This is a genomic window from Bacillus sp. FSL W8-0770 (assembly GCF_038008705.1).
GTDB classification, from domain to species: Bacteria; Bacillota; Bacilli; order Bacillales; family Bacillaceae_G; genus Bacillus_A; species Bacillus_A cereus.
Window position 1 is genome coordinate 3,297,808 of sequence record NZ_JBBOZR010000001.1, and the last position, 16,059, is coordinate 3,313,866.

Consider the following 16,059-nt stretch of genomic DNA (forward strand, 5'->3'; position numbering starts at 1 on the left):
TAACTCGATTCATTACCATCCAATTTCAGTTCTTGTATAAACTGAATGACTTCTTTCATAAGAAACACACTTAGAATAACCCCTAAGCAAATTAAAGTTACATTTAAAATGTACTGTAAAACGATAGGGAAATACGAAAACACTATTTTAAAATTCTTTAACACAAACATTTTTCTCCTTTACCATATAAAACGAAAAGCGAATATACACTATAATTAATTTATCATTATATTAAAATTTTATTATTATAAATAATAAGGAACGACAAAATAGGTAATAAGATTCCACCTATTTTGTCTATATAGCAGAACAACGAAATTACAATCAATTACTTCAATGCAATAGGTTGTTGTTGTGTCACACAATGAATCATACCGCCGTTTTTATACAACTCTCTCACATCAATACCGACTACTTTATGACCTGGGTATAACTTCTGAATCGTATCGTTTGCGATTTTATCATTCGGATCATTATAATTAGGCACTAATACAACTGTATTTCCGATATAATAATTGATATATGACCCCTTATAATCGAGAGTTTTTCCATTTTCTAAAGCAACCTTTTCTTTACTAAGCGGCAAGTATTCATACTTATATTTCTGTCCTGAAGCATTTTTTGCATCTAACAATGTATCCATATCTTTATTAGATAAACCCCATTCGGCTAGGTCATCTTCTTTCATCGTTACAATGGTAGATTTATTATGGAATTTAGCAAATCCATCAATATGAAAGTCCGTAATATCTAAATTAGGTACTCCGTCTAACCAAATAAAGTTTGATACCCCAAGGTCACTTATATATTTTTCAATCTCCTTTTCTGATAAATCAGGATTTCTATTTTTATTCGTCACCGCACTTCGAGTTAATAAAGCAGTCCCATTGCTGTCTAATTCAATTGCGCCGCCTTCAAGGACAAATTTTCCCCAATCAACTCTTTCAATTCCTGATTGTTTACTAACATTTTTACGTATTTGAGCATCATTTTTATACGGTGTTTTCTTCCCCCAACCATTAAATGCTGGATCTAATATTTTGAGATTTTTATTGCTGTCATAAATAAAAATTGGTCCACTGTCCCTTGCCCATACATCATCAGTAGGCGCGATAAAGAAATCAATCTTCTCCATATTTAACCCTTCATCTGTTAAAAGGTTATTGATTCTTTCTTTTTCTTCCTGGTCATATGCAACAATGTGGACTTTCTCACCCTCAGTTAAAGCACTTGCCATCTTAACCCAAATAGGTTCAACTTCCTTCTTATACTCTTCACCATATGTGTATTCATGTGGCCATTGCAGCCATGTACCTTCATGTTTATCTTTTTCATCTGGCATCGTATATTTCCCAGCATTTTTCTGTACCTCTACTTTTTCCCCTTCTTTCCCTTTAACATTTTCATTGTTCCCCTCAAAAGAGCATCCACTAATAATCGTTGTAGATAATGTAGCTATTAAACAAAACTTTATTGCTTTTTTCATTTTTTCAACCTCCTGTTCTTGTCTCCAATAATGTAAAGCTTCACATAGTGTGAAGCTCAAGCTTTTTTATCAATGTAAAAATTACCAATTGTTCTTTGCATTACTTAACATTTAACTACCTATTTAGATTTATTCAAATGCCAATCGCCTTTCTTACCTATTTATCCCGCTATTTATGGGCAGTAAGACCCCCACCTCAAAATTCAGCGGAAGCAAAGAATTTAAGTGGGGCCCTGTTGCCCGTAAAAGCCCGATTGATGAGGGCTTCTACTCAGTGGTGGATGAACAAAGCCTCTCCACTGATTAAAGTTTCACTTTATTCAGTAAGTAAAACTTTACAAAATAAAAAAATCGGTATTGATAATTCCATATCAATACCGATTTTTTATAATTATTTTCCTTCTATTAAATCATTCGCCATTTTCCTAAATTCTTGATTAAATGCATCATTCATACCATTTTGGACGTTAGAAAATAATATGACAAACGTTCGTTTATCCCAGTTAAAATTATTAAAAGTGTTCCAGCCAGCTAATACACCGTGGTTATGATAATAATCTGGGTAAATATAGAAACTAAATCCATATTTTCTTGCAGGTGATGCAGAAAACATATCTGATACACTTTGTTTAGAAAGTAGTTTACCATCCATAATAGCTTCATCTAACTTTTTCATATCTTCAACAGTCGTATACATTTCACCACAACCATACAGCCAGTTCATTTTTAAGCGAGGTGTGGCTATTAACTTATTATCTTTTTTCGTATACCCTTCTGCTAAGAAAATATCTTCTGGGAGTGTTGCGCCCATTCCAGATTCATTCATTCCAACAGGAGTCAAAATATTTTCTTTCACATATTCAGCAAGTGGTTTATTTGATATTTTTTCTACAATATATGCAAGCACCATATAATTATAATCTGTATATTTCCATCCTGTCCCTGCTGGAAATTGTAACGTTTGTGCCCCAATCCACGTTACTAACTTTAACCGTGATGCTGCGTCAACACTACCTTGTCCCTGTTCTGGTAATCCAGACGTATGTGTTAACAAGTTTCGTAACGTAATATTTTTATCTGCTGGAAACGATGGGATATATTTATTTACATTGTCTTCAATGTTCAACTTCCCTTTTTCTTTTAGTTGCATAATAGATATTGCAACAACTGTTTTCGTAATAGAACCAATGCGATATTTCGTTCTTGGCGTTGTTAATACTTGATCTTTCACATTCGCATAACCGTAGCCTTTTCGTAAAATGACATGATCTTTACTTGCTACAAGAACACTCCCATTAAATCCTTTATCTTTTAAGTACTGATCTAGTTTTCCAGCTGCAATTTCATAACGCTTTTTCTCATTCACATCAATTTCCTGCTTAACATCTTTTTGCTTACTATTTACATTAGAAAATGCCTTTGTATCATATTTTTTTCCTTTATTTGCATGTATTAGTGTAACAACACTTCCACAAAAAACAGCAAAAATAAAGAAAATGATTAACCATTTCTTTAACATACTAGGAACCCTCTTTTATCTAGTTTCACTTAACGTATATCCATTCTATTTTATATCTTTTAATTATCAAGTATATTATAATATTATTTAATATTCACTCTGTTAAAACTAGATTCCTTTTTCTCATTTTCAATTTTGACTACTCTCTATTGTATTTCTTTCTTGCAAAATTTCCAACATACAATCGGATGCATTACACTATAATTTCAAATTCTTTTGTAACATTTGTTACATACTAAAAAGAATGGAGATGTACTATGAAAAACACCGATAAACGCAATCGTTTAGATGATAAGATGTTTCATTATCGGATAACAAAAAATAACATGTTATTAATTGAATATTACGGAAAACAAATTATTACATTAAAAGGAAATGACGCTAAAAAATTTTTAAATAAAATAAATCATGCAAATAACGATAAAGAAAAACAGCTAATTATGGCTAAAATTACAGGTAATTTCAAAAGAGGCAATGAACGAAATTGAAAACGAATCTCATTTACATTTTGATTATACAACAAATAAAAAAAGAAATGTCGCTCATTCAACATTTCTTTAGACTTTCTTCATAAAAAATTTACATTGCTAACATTCCTTCATTTTCTATACTTCCCATATAAGCTAACCGCTGAAATAGTTAGTAATACAACTATACATAACCACGCATACGTATATCCCTTCTTATCTACAATATAACCAAATAAAGCAGGCGCAGCAATAATTGCAATTTGATTTAATGTAAGTGCAAAACTCACTGTCATCCCTACCGATTCTTCACTTGCTGATTCCGCAACTTCAGCTATAAAAAGACTAAACCATCCAATTGAAAAGAACCCTAACAATGCACTTACACCATACAATACATTCGTTATTGTATGTATGCTCATTACTAATATTAGAATGAGGAAAATAGAAATACAAACAGTTATAAATAAGGGGATACGCCGATTTCCCTTATAAAACAAATCACTAGTAGCTGCTAACATAACCCTACCAACCATTCCAGAAAAGAACATAACGGAAAATACTTTTCCAGCTAAAATTGGCGTGATTGATTGTTCCAATACTAAAAATTTTATAAAGTGTGCAACTAACACCATTTGCAATGAAATCATACAAATGCCAGTTATATAAATTGCATACAACTCTTTTTTACACATCACTTCTTTTAACTGCATCCAAAAAGAAAGTTTACTACGTTCTTGTTTAACTTTCTCTTGAATATATGGTTCCTTATAAAATATAAAAACCCTCCAATTATACAAATACATGCAATGCTATTTACCGCATAGGCCATATTATATTTTATTGTAAGAAACGGGATCAATACTCCCGCTAATGTACCACCAATCGGTATACCGGCTTGTCTAATCCCCATCGCTAACCCGCGATTTTCTTTTGAGAACCACTTCATTATCACCTTACTTCCTCCTGGCTGCGAAACACTATAAAACGTTCCTACTAATAAAAGTACAAAGAGTAACCTATTAAATTCATTGACCATATTAGTCAGTAAAAACGAACTTCCTAGTAAAAATGAACTTATTGAAATTAACAACTTTTCATTGTATTGATCAAGTAGCCGCCCGACAAAAAGCATACAAAATAGCGGTCCTATATTTACAACACTTACTAACAATCCAATCTCCGTATTCGTAAATGCATATTCTTCTTTCCAAAATAAAGCAAACGCTCCAACACCATACGTTATAAGTGTCGCTGTTGTTTGAGCAACCGTCGCAAAAATTAACATAACCCACTTATAAGTACTATTCACCCTTTCTTCCATTAACACAATAATCCCTCCATCCCCTTCCATTGTATGAAAGTTCTGATATCATATAAAATAAAGATTTATCATGTAATCCATCAAAAAAAATGATACCTTTTCTGGAGGGATGATACTTGGATATAAAAGATTTAACTGTATTTTACGAAGTTGCGAAAGAAAAAAACATATCTCATGCAGCTAAAAATTTAAACTATGTACAGTCTGGCGTAACAATGCGTATGAAACAACTAGAAAACGAATTAGGTGTGCCTTTATTTTATCGAAACGGAAAAGGTGTAACTTTAACTTCTAACGGTGAGATTTTATTAACATACGCCAAACAAATTATCCACTTAATGGATCAATCTGTTAAAGCAGTTCAAAGTAATGGGATAGAACCAAGAGGCACTTTAAAAATTGGATGTACAGAATCTACAACCGCTGTAAGACTTCCATCTATATTAATGGCCTATTATGAGAAATACCCAAAAGTCGAATTAATTTTAGAATCAAATACGACGGAACAATTAATTAGGCTTGTACTAGAACGAAAACTGGACGGAGCGTTTATAGCTGGCTCTACTCAGCATGCCGAACTTCATACAAATATATTTCGTGAAGAAGAATTAGTTCTCATTAGCAAAAAGCCTTTATCTTCCTTTAAAGACATAGGAGACATGAATTTACTTGCATTTAGTCACGGGTGCTATTATAGAAATTTATTAGAAGATTGGCTTCAAGAAGAAGGAATTTCACCTAAGCGAGTATTTGAGTTTGGAACAATTGAAGCGATACTCGCATGTGTAAAATCAGGTATGGGCATAGCAATTATGATGAAGTCTATTTTAAATGGTCATAAACATGACATATCATTCAATCCTTTACCAAATAGCTTCCAAAAAGTTCCTACTACTTTTATTACTAGAAAAGATATATATCACTCTGCTGCATTACAAAAATTTATGGAGATGACTCACAATGCGTGAAAAGAAAATACGTGGTATGAAACGAAAAACAAACACTATGATAAAGCGAATTGAGGAACATACAAAAATGTTCCCTTCTACTTTCTATAACGATGAATACTGGAATATGCCTTTACCAGTTTCTCAAGCTTTTATCGATTCTTGTAAAACGCCTAGAAAAGTAAAACGATTATGTATTCAAACCTTATTAAATCAAGCAAATCATTTAATAAATATAAAACCGAGCGATACCCATACATATCGAGTTGTTGTTTTGATTTCTATAAATAATTTATGGGATTCGCAAATCATTATATTTAAAAATGAGGACTACTTTCATAATTTCTTTAATAGAGATAGTGAATTTCAAAAATGGATTCTTCTTTCAAATGAAATTGATTTTTGGGAGACATGGGAAATTTCAGTTTGTCATTCCTTCAAAACGCTTCACTTTCAAGAAATTATTTATGATGCAGATGAATGCTATGAAAAAGAGATTACGTTTATCGGGGAGTTAAATTAAAAAGGGTATACCTAAAACACTGGTATACCCTTTTCCACTTATTTTTCCTTTAATACACTATGTAATCGATCCGGATAATTTGTAAACATTCCTGTAGCACCCCATTTGATTAACAGTCTCATATCGGGTTTCTCATTAATTGTATAAGGGTGAATTAACAGTCCATTTTTCCTAGCCATTTTCATATATGACTCATCAATAATTAGTTCTCCGTTATCATTACGTAAGTTTGGTCCAATACCAGCTGCATACTTTTTAATTTCTTGAAAATCATCATTTGTTACACTTTTCGGTTCATGTGTAATACCAGACCATTCAACAATTTCATTGTTTTCATTTGGATAATACCAAAGCAATTGAACTAACGGAATATTTTCATTCATACTATGAATCTTTTTCAAACTATCTTTACTAAATGATTGAATCATAACACGGCTAGAAGACATGTTTTGGCCTACTAAATTATATTTTTGTAACAACGTCAACAATTTCTCTTCCATTCCTGGATACACATCTGGTGATTTTGTTTCAATATAATACTTCATACTTCTTCCATACTTTTGGAAGATTTCTTCAAGAGTTGGAACCTTTTGCCCAACATACTCTTGCTTAGCCTTTTCTGGATACGCTTTATTAAACCATGATCCAGCATCTAAACTCTTTATTTCGCTTAACGTTTTATCTCGTACTTCGCCTGTTCCATTTGTAGTGCGATCAACTGCTGTATCATGCATTGCAATTAATTGGCCATCCTTTGTTAATTGAATATCTAACTCTAAATAATCCGCTTTCATTTTTTTAACTAAATCATAAGAAGCAAAAGTATGCTCAGGTGCATGTCCACTTGCTCCGCGATGTGCAATATTTAAAAGCTTATTCGTATTCCATTCATGCTTCCCTTCTGCTTTCGCATGAACAGCTCCCCCAACAAAGATACTTCCCGTCATAAAGAAAATAACTAAAACGCTAATAATCTTTCTCATCCTTCTAATCCTTCCTACGTTGCAAATTTCAACAAGCTAATGAGATTTACACGAAATAGAAGACACACTTTCATTATTTTTATAAACCTATATTAAAATTCCAATCTTACAAATGTTTTCTATATTATTAATATAGAAAACTAGTATTATCCTATTTAATTTCTATAGCCCTCCTTTTCACATGTAACTCCCTATTTTGTACGGTTCATTCAATAAAAAAAGCCATAAATTATTTAGAATACACTCCTGTATCCCTAAATAAATTTATGGCTTTTCTCAAATATCTCCGGCCTCTATTAACTTGTCGAATTTAATCATATCAAACCTATTGAAATTTGTGAATATTTTTTTCAGTACAGTGAAGTACATAAAACAATATTTCTGTAGTTACTTAAAAATCACATAATAAATTTCTCATTACCTCTTCCAATACTATATCTGGATTTACTACCGTTTTTTCCGAACGCCATCCGATAAAGCCATCTGGTCTAATTAATACAGCACCTCCATTCTCTATACCATATAATTTGCTAAAAATATCTTCTGGAACAATAAAGTCTCCACTTAAGCCAACACGATACCCTTTTAGATGTATTCCTAATTTAGCTGAAACAGCATGTGCTGCCTCAGCCCAAGAACTATTTTCTACTCCTGTAAGTAATACAAAACTGTTACCGAATAAGTCTAATGTAGAAACTTTCTTCCCCTCATACGTTCCCCATAAATGTGGCGCTCGCGTTCCAGGTCTTCCGTTCAACTCTATGCTATCCATTCTATGCGGAGTGACTGAATCATCTATAATCGCCTCTGAACAATACTGATATCCAACTGTAACAGCTAAACCATCCATATTATTCAAACTGCCTTCCTCTCTATTCGCAGCACGAAACAGTAAACTACTTGCATAAGCTGTCGTTAATTTTGCAACAGAGTGTCTCTCCTCATGATATGTTTCTAACAATTTTGGTTTTGCCTTCCCTTTTATAACAGCCGCTAATTTCCAAGCTAGATTGTGCGCATCTTGTATTCCTGTATTTGAACCAAATCCTCCTGTTGGCGGCATAATATGTGCAGAATCGCCAACTAAAAAGGTTCGATTTCCTTGAAATTTCACCGCTGTACTTTCAGCGGCTTCCCACGGTAAAACACTTAATATTTTTGATTCAACATTTGTACTTCCAATTGCTATTTGAATAATTTGTTTACAACGTTCTATAGTGAAGTCCTCTAGCCCCTCTCCTTTTAATGGATCGTAGGCTACATGATAAATCCATTTTTTTACGTTATCAACCGGGATAAGTGCACCAAGAACCTCCGGATGAAGTACCATCGAAAAACCGAATGCATCTCCTTGTATAAACTCACTTAAATCAGCTTCAAAATAAATATTCATATAATAGCCACCAATGGTTCCACGACCCTCAGTTTTAATCCCTAACTGCTCACGTATTTTACTTTTCGCTCCATCCGCTGCAATTACATAGTCACAATGTATGACACTTTCTTTTTCTGTTTCACGATTTCGAATCGTTGCTTTTACCCCGTTTTCATTTTGTTCAAATGAAACTAATTCATGATAAAAAGATAGTTGCTCGCCTAATGTTTTCGCTTCTTGTAACATCATCTCTTCTAAAATAATTTGATAACACGCAGTTTGTTTTGATGGACTAATCTTTTCTATTTTTTGAAGTAACTCTTCATCGTTTCCGTATTGCGTCGCTCTCATTTGTTCCAATTCTTCTTTATTCGCCTCAGCTATTGTATGAACCGCTATTCTTCCTCTGCAGTTCTCTAATGCTTTACCTGCCAATTTAATTCTTTTTTCCAAACCTAATTCTCGAAATAACTCCATTGTACGTAAAGTAAGACCGCCTGCTTTCGGATGAATGGCAGTAGACGGATGCCTTTCAATAAGTAAGTACTCAATATTATGTTTTGCAAGAAATAACGCAGACGCTAACCCAGATAATCCCCCTCCAACAATTAAAACTGGTACATAATTCGATTTCATATATTTACCCTCCACATCATTGTTCTGAGCTCAGTGACATAAATATAATCAAAAAAAACATTAAAATATAGACTTATATTTCATTTTGAATTATCATATAGATAGATTACGCCCCAAAATTCCTTTTACCTTTTCATACATCTATAATCCACCTGAATTGTGTCTGTATGAAAGTGTAAAACAAAAGAATGTACTTTACGTTGAACCATGTTCTATCGTAAAAATCAAAAATAATACAAACATTATAAGCGGTCGTAACCTTATGGATTATACAAGGTTACGACCGCTTATTTTATTGTTACATCATTTTTTGTTTTTAAAACTTCATCTATTGTGTTATGTAATCCTTCCAATCCTTTTTCTATCTCCCTATAATTTTCAACAATAAAAAATTCATTCGTCTCGATTTTCTTTCTCAATATTGCACCTCATACAACAATCATGTAGCATTACCGTATCGAAGTAATGGTTCATCATCTTAAACCTTTCGACTAATTACCTGGAGGCAAAGTGATTGAAATGAATAAACAAGAACAATTAAATATTATAAAAAAAGATTTTATTGATTCTCAAAAAGTATTATTGGCAATTGGTGATGAAACACGTCAAGCTATTTTATTAGTGCTAATGGAAACGGAATGTCAAACAGGATTACGTGTAGGAGAAATTACGAAGCAAACACACCTTTCCCGTCCAGCAGTATCACATCACCTTAAGATTTTACGAGAAGCTGGCATTATTTTAATGAGAAAAGAAGGTACAAAGAATTTTTATTATATTGATATACGTACAAAATTAGGTTTATTAAAAAATCTTGTATTAGATATTGAGAAGCTATTGCAAAACTTTTATTAAAACTTGGAGGTATAAGAAATGAAAGCAATGATAATTGATAGATATGGAAAAGTCCCAATGCGTATGGCAGAGGTACCTACTCCTGAAATTAATGGGTATGAAGTGCTCGCAGAAATTCATGCAGCTAGTATTAACCCAATTGATTTTAAAATACGTGATGGAAAAGTAAAGATGTTACTGAAATATGAAATGCCTCTAATCCTTGGTAATGACTTTTCCGGTGTCATCGTGAAGGTTGGATCGCAAGTAACTCGTTTTAAAGTCGGCGATGCAATATATGCACGTCCAAGAAAAAATAAGATCGGTACTTTCGCGGAATATATAGCCATTCATGAGGATGATATAGCTTTAAAACCAAAAAATTTAAGTTTTGAGGAAGCGGCGTCGATTCCACTCGTTGGCTTAACATCCTATCAAGCACTACATGATATTATGCATTTACAAAAAGGACAAAAAATATTAATTCACGCTGGGTCCGGTGGTGTTGGTACTTTCGCAATTCAGTTAGCAAAAATAATGGGTGCTACTGTTACAACGACTGCTAGTGAAGCTGGTACAAATTTAGTAACGTCTCTTGGCGCAGATCAAATTATTAATTACAAAACAGAAAAATTTGAAGAAATACTCAAAAATTATGATGCAGTATTTGATACAATCGGCGGAACAACACTTGAAAAATCATTCAATATTATAAAAAGCGGAGGAAACATTGTTTCAGTTTCAGGTATGCCGAATGCTCGCTTCGGTAAAGAATTTGGTTCAGGCTTCTTTAAAACTCTCTTATTTTCATTAGCCAGCAAAAAACTTACTGCACTTGAAAAAAAGCATAATGCTCAATATTCATTTTTATTTATGAAGCCAAGCGGGGATCAATTACGTACTATTGCAAACTATATTGAAGCCGGAAAAATCAAACCGGTAATCGATCGAGTTTTCCCTTTTGAAGATGCTCAAAAAGCAATGGAATATTCAGAGTCTGGAAGAGCAAAAGGAAAAATAATTGTAAAAATTAAACAATAATAAAAACCTCCATTTTCTTAAAATGGAGGTTTTAAATTTGCTGTTAAATAGACATAGTGCAATGAAGTCCTTACAATAGATTGCAAGGGGAAATATTATATTATACTTTTAGTTAACTTTACAAAGAATACATACGTACAAATACATAACTTAAAATACAAAAAGGAGGAGATACAATGACTAAAAATAATGAAACAGGTTGGAATTTAGATAATAGTTATACGACTTTACCACAATCATTTTATACAGAAATCCCCCCTACTCCCGTAAGTTCACCGGAGTTAGTTAAACTAAACCATTCATTAGCGATATCTCTTGGCTTGACCCCTGAAGAACTGAAAAAGGAAGCTGAAATTGCTATTTTCGCTGGTAATGCACTCCCAGAAGGAGCTCATCCATTAGCTCAAGCATATGCTGGCCATCAATTCGGACATTTTAATATGTTAGGCGACGGTCGTGCTCTTTTAATTGGCGAACAAATTACTCCTTCAGGTAAGCGTTTCGATATTCAACTGAAAGGTTCTGGCCCTACTCCCTATTCACGCCGAGGAGATGGTCGTGCTGCACTCGGTCCGATGCTACGTGAATATATCATTAGTGAGGCAATGTATGCACTTGATATTCCGACTACTCGCAGTTTAGCAGTTGTCACAACTGGTGAAGCAACATATCGTGAAACAAAGTTACCTGGAGCAATTTTAACTAGAGTAGCTAGTAGCCATATACGCGTCGGTACATTTCAATATGCTGCAGCTCGTGGTTCAATAGAGGACCTGAAATCACTAGCTGACTATACGATAAAAAGGCATTACCCAGAAATTGAAGCTCATGAAAACCGATATACTGCATTACTACAAGAAGTCATTAAAAGACAAGCCAGTCTTATCGCAAAATGGCAACTTGTTGGATTTATCCACGGTGTAATGAACACTGACAATATAACGATTAGTGGCGAAACAATTGATTACGGTCCTTGTGCATTTATGGACAATTACAATCAAGGAACCGTATTTAGCTCTATTGACACACAAGGTCGTTATGCATATGGAAATCAACCATATATGGCCGCATGGGACCTCGCTCGATTAGCAGAATCTTTAATACCAATTCTGCACGAAGATGAAGAAGAAGCATTAAAAATCGCCCAAGACGAAATTTCGAAATTTAGCGTACAGTATGAAAACCATTGGTTCCTTGGAATGAAAAAGAAATTAGGACTATTTAGTACCGAAGAACAAGATCAACCACTTATTGAGCAACTTTTAAAAATGATGGAGAAATATAAAGCAGATTACACTAATACATTCCGTTCATTAACTCTTGATACGTTAGAAAATATCCCTCTATTCGATAGTCCTGAATTTAAAAAATGGTACAAACTGTGGCAATCTCGATTAGAAAGACAAGAACATTCGAAAGAAAACGCCTACGAGATGATGAAAAATAATAACCCATCCATCATCCCGAGGAACCACCGTGTAGAAGAAGCACTAGAAGCAGCTGTCACAAATGGCGATTATAGCGTAATGGAGAAACTTCTTGAAGCTTTATCAAATCCTTATGCGTATTCTACAGATCAAGAAGAATACTGCATTCCGCCTGCACCGACGAATCGCCCTTATCGTACTTTTTGTGGGACTTGATTGTTTAATATGTAAAAAGGTGCGTTCATATAAATTGTGTGAACGCACCCTTTTTATATCCCCCACTCAACTAAAACTTTAAAATGCACATCCCCCGATGCCATTTCTTTAATCCAAAACAAATTCTACATTATTCCAATAGACTTACTCGTAAGCTTGTTAAACAAATATTGAGAAATATAAAACATCATTCCTAAATATTTTTATTTTTGATACTATATTTTATAAGAATATTCAAAAAGTGAGGGGATTTCATGAACGTTCAACTACAAGGTAATGAACAAATTACAAAATTATTTAATGACTGGTATAGAGCTATCTTACAGCATCAAACTACCCATGCAACAAAAATAAAAAAAGATATTGAAAATATCATCTCTAATTCAGAAGAAGATACAAACCTACAATTGTATTATTCACTTTTTAATTTCAGATACAAAATTTTAACAGATGGTTTAAATATTAATAAAGATGATTTTAATAAAATTGATTCTTTCCCACTTCCAGAGAATGGGCTATTTTCTTATTATTATCATTTTTTCAAGGCTATTCACAATACAATTATTGGAAACTACAATGCAGCAAAACACCTTTTCGAGAACGCTAAAAAGCTGCTAATACACGTATCTGACGAACTAGAGAATGCTGAATTTAACTACCGCTTAGCTTCCTATTATTATCAAACATATCAACCACTAGTAGCAATCCAATCTGCAAATGAAGCTAAAGCGATTTTTTCAAAACATATAAACTGTGAAATTAATGTTGCTTTGTGTGATAACATCTTTGGTTTATCTTGTATTGATTTAAAACAGTTTGAACAAGCTGAAATTAGACTTGATTCAGCATTAAATATTCTACAGAAGTATTCAGAGGAGACTTTATCATTAAGAGTACGACATAATTTAGCTTGGCTATATGCAAGTCAAAACCTTTCAGAGTTAGCAATGCGTCATATTTCAGAGGTTACAACTAAGCAACCAAATCACTTTAAAGCACTTTTTGTTGAAGCACGTGAATACTACAAGCTTGGAGAATATACTCAGGCTAAAGAACTTATAAAAAAAGGATTAAACATTTCAAATAAACTAGAAAACAAAGAGTTTCAATATCGTTTCATGATTTTAAGAGAACTAAATAATAAAACTTCTATAAATGATTTAGAAATGATAATTTTGGAAGGAATTTCTTACTTTAAAACAGAAAACCTTTGGGAATGTATACAAGAGTACACTGATGTTCTAGCAAATATGTTTTATGAAAAAGAAGACCATATAAAAGCTAGTCAATACTTTTACATGGCCAATCAAGCAAGAAAAAAACATGAAGAAAAGGGAGCTTTGATATAATGAAAAAGATTAAATTGAGCATCATTGGCTTAGCTGTTATTAGCATCACAACTCTTGGATTAAGCTTCACCTCAGAAACACCGAAAACACAGTTAGGATATGTAGCATTAAACATTGGGGACACCCCGGCACCCCAAAGACCTGACCTTGTTCAATCCGTTGACGTAAGTAAAGACTACAACTCAACAACAACTGAAAAAGCACTTTAAAAAACGGAAGACCTTCAATTAAGAAGGTCTTTTTAAATACGCTTATTTAGAATATTTCCCTTTCATGTAGGCTTTATTTTCTCATCAACTCCGCAATCCTCTTACTCTCCTCACTACCAACTTTCTCAAGTTTCTCCACAACTAAATTCTGTCTCTCTACAGAATGATTTTGACTTAACTTCGCTTTTCCTTCTATTTTATTTATCTTTATTTTGAATCCAACTATTCCCTTACTTAATCCTCCCATATAATTCGGATCTACATCATTAAGTGAGTAGGTGCTCTCTGGATCTTCATATTTATTTACTAAATCTTGAAGAGAATCTACTAATGTCTTCTCATCTTCAACAATTTCTAATTCACCATATACATGCACTGCAACGTAATTCCATGTTGGTACTGCATTGTTTGTTTCATACCATGACGGAGAGATGTAACTATGTGGTCCTTGAAATATAGCTAGTACTTGCTGAGTCCCAATATCTTTCCACTGTTCATTCGGCCGTGCGAAGTGACCATGTAAAGTAAGGGTCTCCCTATTTAATAACAACGGCAAGTGCGTTGCATATGGTTCTCCGTTATGTTGAGAAAATAATGTCGCAAAGCTATTTTGTTCCATTATTTCGTACTTCATCTCTTCATCTTGTATTGCGAAATATTTTGGTATGTACATAAGCTCCCTCTTTTCCGCTCTTTTCTATTTTGTTTCCTATTATATTTAGTAACCGCATCAATCAACAGGGCCAGTTTGTATTTGTTTTATAATGGCAGCTTTCTATTTCAAAACAATAGGCAGCATGTATTCCATGCTGCTTTAGTTTATTTTTTCTAATATATTTGTAATAAATACGGTCTTACCCTCAATATAACTAGATCGATTTTTCGACTCTCTTGCTAACTCTTCCTTCAAGTTTCCATACTCATTAGCTACTTCAGTATGTTCACGAAGGTAATCTCGAAACACTATATGCCTTCTCAACTCTTCACTATTTTTATCACACACATATAAATGATGTTCCATCCAAACTGTATTTCTCTCGTTCCATGGAACGAACGTATCCTTTCTTCCAAACGCCTCTCTTCCTTTAAAGCTCCATTCTAACTGATGATAGTACCCTATCTTCTCAAGTTTTTTTACTACCTCATGAAAAATTTCGTACTCTTCTATTACAATATCAATATCTAGTATTGGTTTTGATGCAAGCCCTTTAACAGATGTACTCCCAACATGTTCAATAGATACAATGCTGTCTTCCATTACATTGTTAATAAGAGTGTATATTTTATTAAATTCACTTTCCCATTTGACATTATATTCTTCGATAGCAATTCTCTGCTTCAACGTACCCCTCTTCTCAAAACAAATTATAACCGTTGAATATGAGTATCCTTAAAATCCGTCTCATATTTCAATCCATATCCAAACATTCGATCCATTCCAATATGTGCTGTCCATATTAAGCCAATCATTATAACGATATCCATCTTAAAATAGACACCTATTAGAACAATTAATATGGATATGATATATGTGTGACATACATTATATATTTTCGCACCAACGTGATTATTAATCCCATATGCTAACATTGATAGATCCGGCGCTAAAAGGAATACAAAAAATATAATCCAACTAAACTCATATATCGAATACATATAAATCGTGGCTAAAAATACAACCATTCCTTCAAAATGTACAATACGTTTTTGCATTATTTATCAT

The 16,059-nt window shown here is 33.2% G+C and carries 16 protein-coding genes and 1 pseudogene; 8 read left to right on the forward strand and 9 right to left on the reverse strand.

Annotated features, from left to right (window positions below):
- Positions 1-328: 328 nt before the first annotated feature.
- Both NST27_RS17000 and NST27_RS17005 read right to left on the reverse strand, forming a co-directional pair.
- Positions 329-1,486, reverse strand: coding sequence for an agmatine deiminase family protein (locus NST27_RS17000; RefSeq protein ID WP_000709177.1), 1,158 nt, complete (start codon positions 1,484-1,486; stop codon positions 329-331).
- A gap of 391 nt (positions 1,487-1,877) precedes the next feature.
- The gene (locus NST27_RS17005; RefSeq protein ID WP_047386568.1) at positions 1,878-3,005 is read right to left on the reverse strand and encodes a serine hydrolase domain-containing protein; all 1,128 of its coding nucleotides are present in this window, start codon (positions 3,003-3,005) and stop codon (positions 1,878-1,880) included.
- Positions 3,006-3,262: 257 nt separating this feature from the next.
- Between NST27_RS17005 and NST27_RS17010 the strand changes: the two genes are divergently transcribed.
- Positions 3,263-3,493 (forward strand): hypothetical protein, encoded by a 231-nt coding sequence (locus NST27_RS17010; RefSeq protein ID WP_000798789.1) that lies wholly within the window; start codon positions 3,263-3,265, stop codon positions 3,491-3,493.
- Between the two features lie 110 nt (positions 3,494-3,603).
- Here NST27_RS17010 and NST27_RS17015 read toward each other — a convergent pair.
- Positions 3,604-4,826: pseudogene (locus tag NST27_RS17015) on the reverse strand (MFS transporter).
- A gap of 86 nt (positions 4,827-4,912) precedes the next feature.
- Here NST27_RS17015 and NST27_RS17020 point away from each other — a divergent pair.
- Together NST27_RS17020 and NST27_RS17025 are read left to right on the forward strand one after the other, a co-directional pair.
- Positions 4,913-5,764: a LysR family transcriptional regulator gene (locus NST27_RS17020; RefSeq protein WP_000351684.1), complete on the forward strand. Its 852-nt coding sequence runs from the start codon at positions 4,913-4,915 to the stop codon at positions 5,762-5,764.
- Entirely contained in the window at positions 5,757-6,266 is a 510-nt protein-coding gene (locus tag NST27_RS17025) for a DUF3916 domain-containing protein (protein WP_001208331.1), read from the forward strand. Before NST27_RS17020 ends, NST27_RS17025 begins: the two co-directional genes overlap by 8 nt.
- A gap of 38 nt (positions 6,267-6,304) precedes the next feature.
- Here NST27_RS17025 and NST27_RS17030 read toward each other — a convergent pair whose 3' ends face one another.
- From NST27_RS17030 to NST27_RS17040, 3 genes are all read right to left on the reverse strand, one after another.
- On the reverse strand, positions 6,305-7,249 hold the full coding sequence (locus NST27_RS17030; protein WP_001226364.1) for a glycerophosphodiester phosphodiesterase: 945 nt from the start codon (positions 7,247-7,249) through the stop codon (positions 6,305-6,307).
- 391 nt (positions 7,250-7,640) lie between these two features.
- Positions 7,641-9,260 carry an FAD-dependent oxidoreductase gene (locus tag NST27_RS17035; protein WP_000841674.1) on the reverse strand — a complete coding sequence of 540 codons (1,620 nt, stop codon included), beginning with the start codon at positions 9,258-9,260 and terminating at the stop codon, positions 7,641-7,643.
- 287 nt (positions 9,261-9,547) lie between these two features.
- The gene (locus NST27_RS17040) at positions 9,548-9,679 is read right to left on the reverse strand and encodes a hypothetical protein (protein WP_001227549.1); all 132 of its coding nucleotides are present in this window, start codon (positions 9,677-9,679) and stop codon (positions 9,548-9,550) included.
- A 91-nt stretch (positions 9,680-9,770) separates the two neighbouring features.
- Here NST27_RS17040 and NST27_RS17045 point away from each other — a divergent pair, with 91 nt between their 5' ends.
- The 5 genes from NST27_RS17045 (at position 9,771) to NST27_RS17065 (ending at position 14,336) form a co-directional block, all read left to right on the forward strand.
- Complete coding sequence (locus tag NST27_RS17045) at positions 9,771-10,115, forward strand: ArsR/SmtB family transcription factor (protein WP_000571870.1); 345 nt, start codon at positions 9,771-9,773, stop codon at positions 10,113-10,115.
- An 18-nt stretch (positions 10,116-10,133) separates the two neighbouring features.
- A complete protein-coding gene (locus tag NST27_RS17050; protein ID WP_000646448.1) occupies positions 10,134-11,135 on the forward strand; it encodes an NADP-dependent oxidoreductase in 1,002 nt (333 codons plus the stop codon).
- A 176-nt stretch (positions 11,136-11,311) separates the two neighbouring features.
- The gene (locus tag NST27_RS17055; RefSeq protein WP_000164925.1) at positions 11,312-12,778 is read left to right on the forward strand and encodes a protein adenylyltransferase SelO; all 1,467 of its coding nucleotides are present in this window, start codon (positions 11,312-11,314) and stop codon (positions 12,776-12,778) included.
- Between the two features lie 254 nt (positions 12,779-13,032).
- Positions 13,033-14,127 (forward strand): response regulator aspartate phosphatase, encoded by a 1,095-nt coding sequence (locus NST27_RS17060; protein WP_001102728.1) that lies wholly within the window; start codon positions 13,033-13,035, stop codon positions 14,125-14,127.
- Complete coding sequence (locus NST27_RS17065) at positions 14,127-14,336, forward strand: hypothetical protein (RefSeq protein ID WP_000721431.1); 210 nt, start codon at positions 14,127-14,129, stop codon at positions 14,334-14,336. Before NST27_RS17060 ends, NST27_RS17065 begins: the two co-directional genes overlap by 1 nt.
- Positions 14,337-14,409: 73 nt before the next feature.
- On the opposite strand, the gene NST27_RS17070 is transcribed toward NST27_RS17065, so the two are convergent.
- The 3 genes from NST27_RS17070 to NST27_RS17080 form a co-directional block, all read right to left on the reverse strand.
- Positions 14,410-15,009 (reverse strand): FMN-binding negative transcriptional regulator, encoded by a 600-nt coding sequence (locus NST27_RS17070; protein ID WP_000275795.1) that lies wholly within the window; start codon positions 15,007-15,009, stop codon positions 14,410-14,412.
- Positions 15,010-15,150: 141 nt separating this feature from the next.
- Positions 15,151-15,678 carry a GrpB family protein gene (locus NST27_RS17075; RefSeq protein WP_000813523.1) on the reverse strand — a complete coding sequence of 176 codons (528 nt, stop codon included), beginning with the start codon at positions 15,676-15,678 and terminating at the stop codon, positions 15,151-15,153.
- Positions 15,679-15,701: 23 nt separating this feature from the next.
- Positions 15,702-16,049: a DUF4260 domain-containing protein gene (locus NST27_RS17080; protein ID WP_001172065.1), complete on the reverse strand. Its 348-nt coding sequence runs from the start codon at positions 16,047-16,049 to the stop codon at positions 15,702-15,704.
- Between the last annotated feature and the right edge of the window lie 10 nt (positions 16,050-16,059).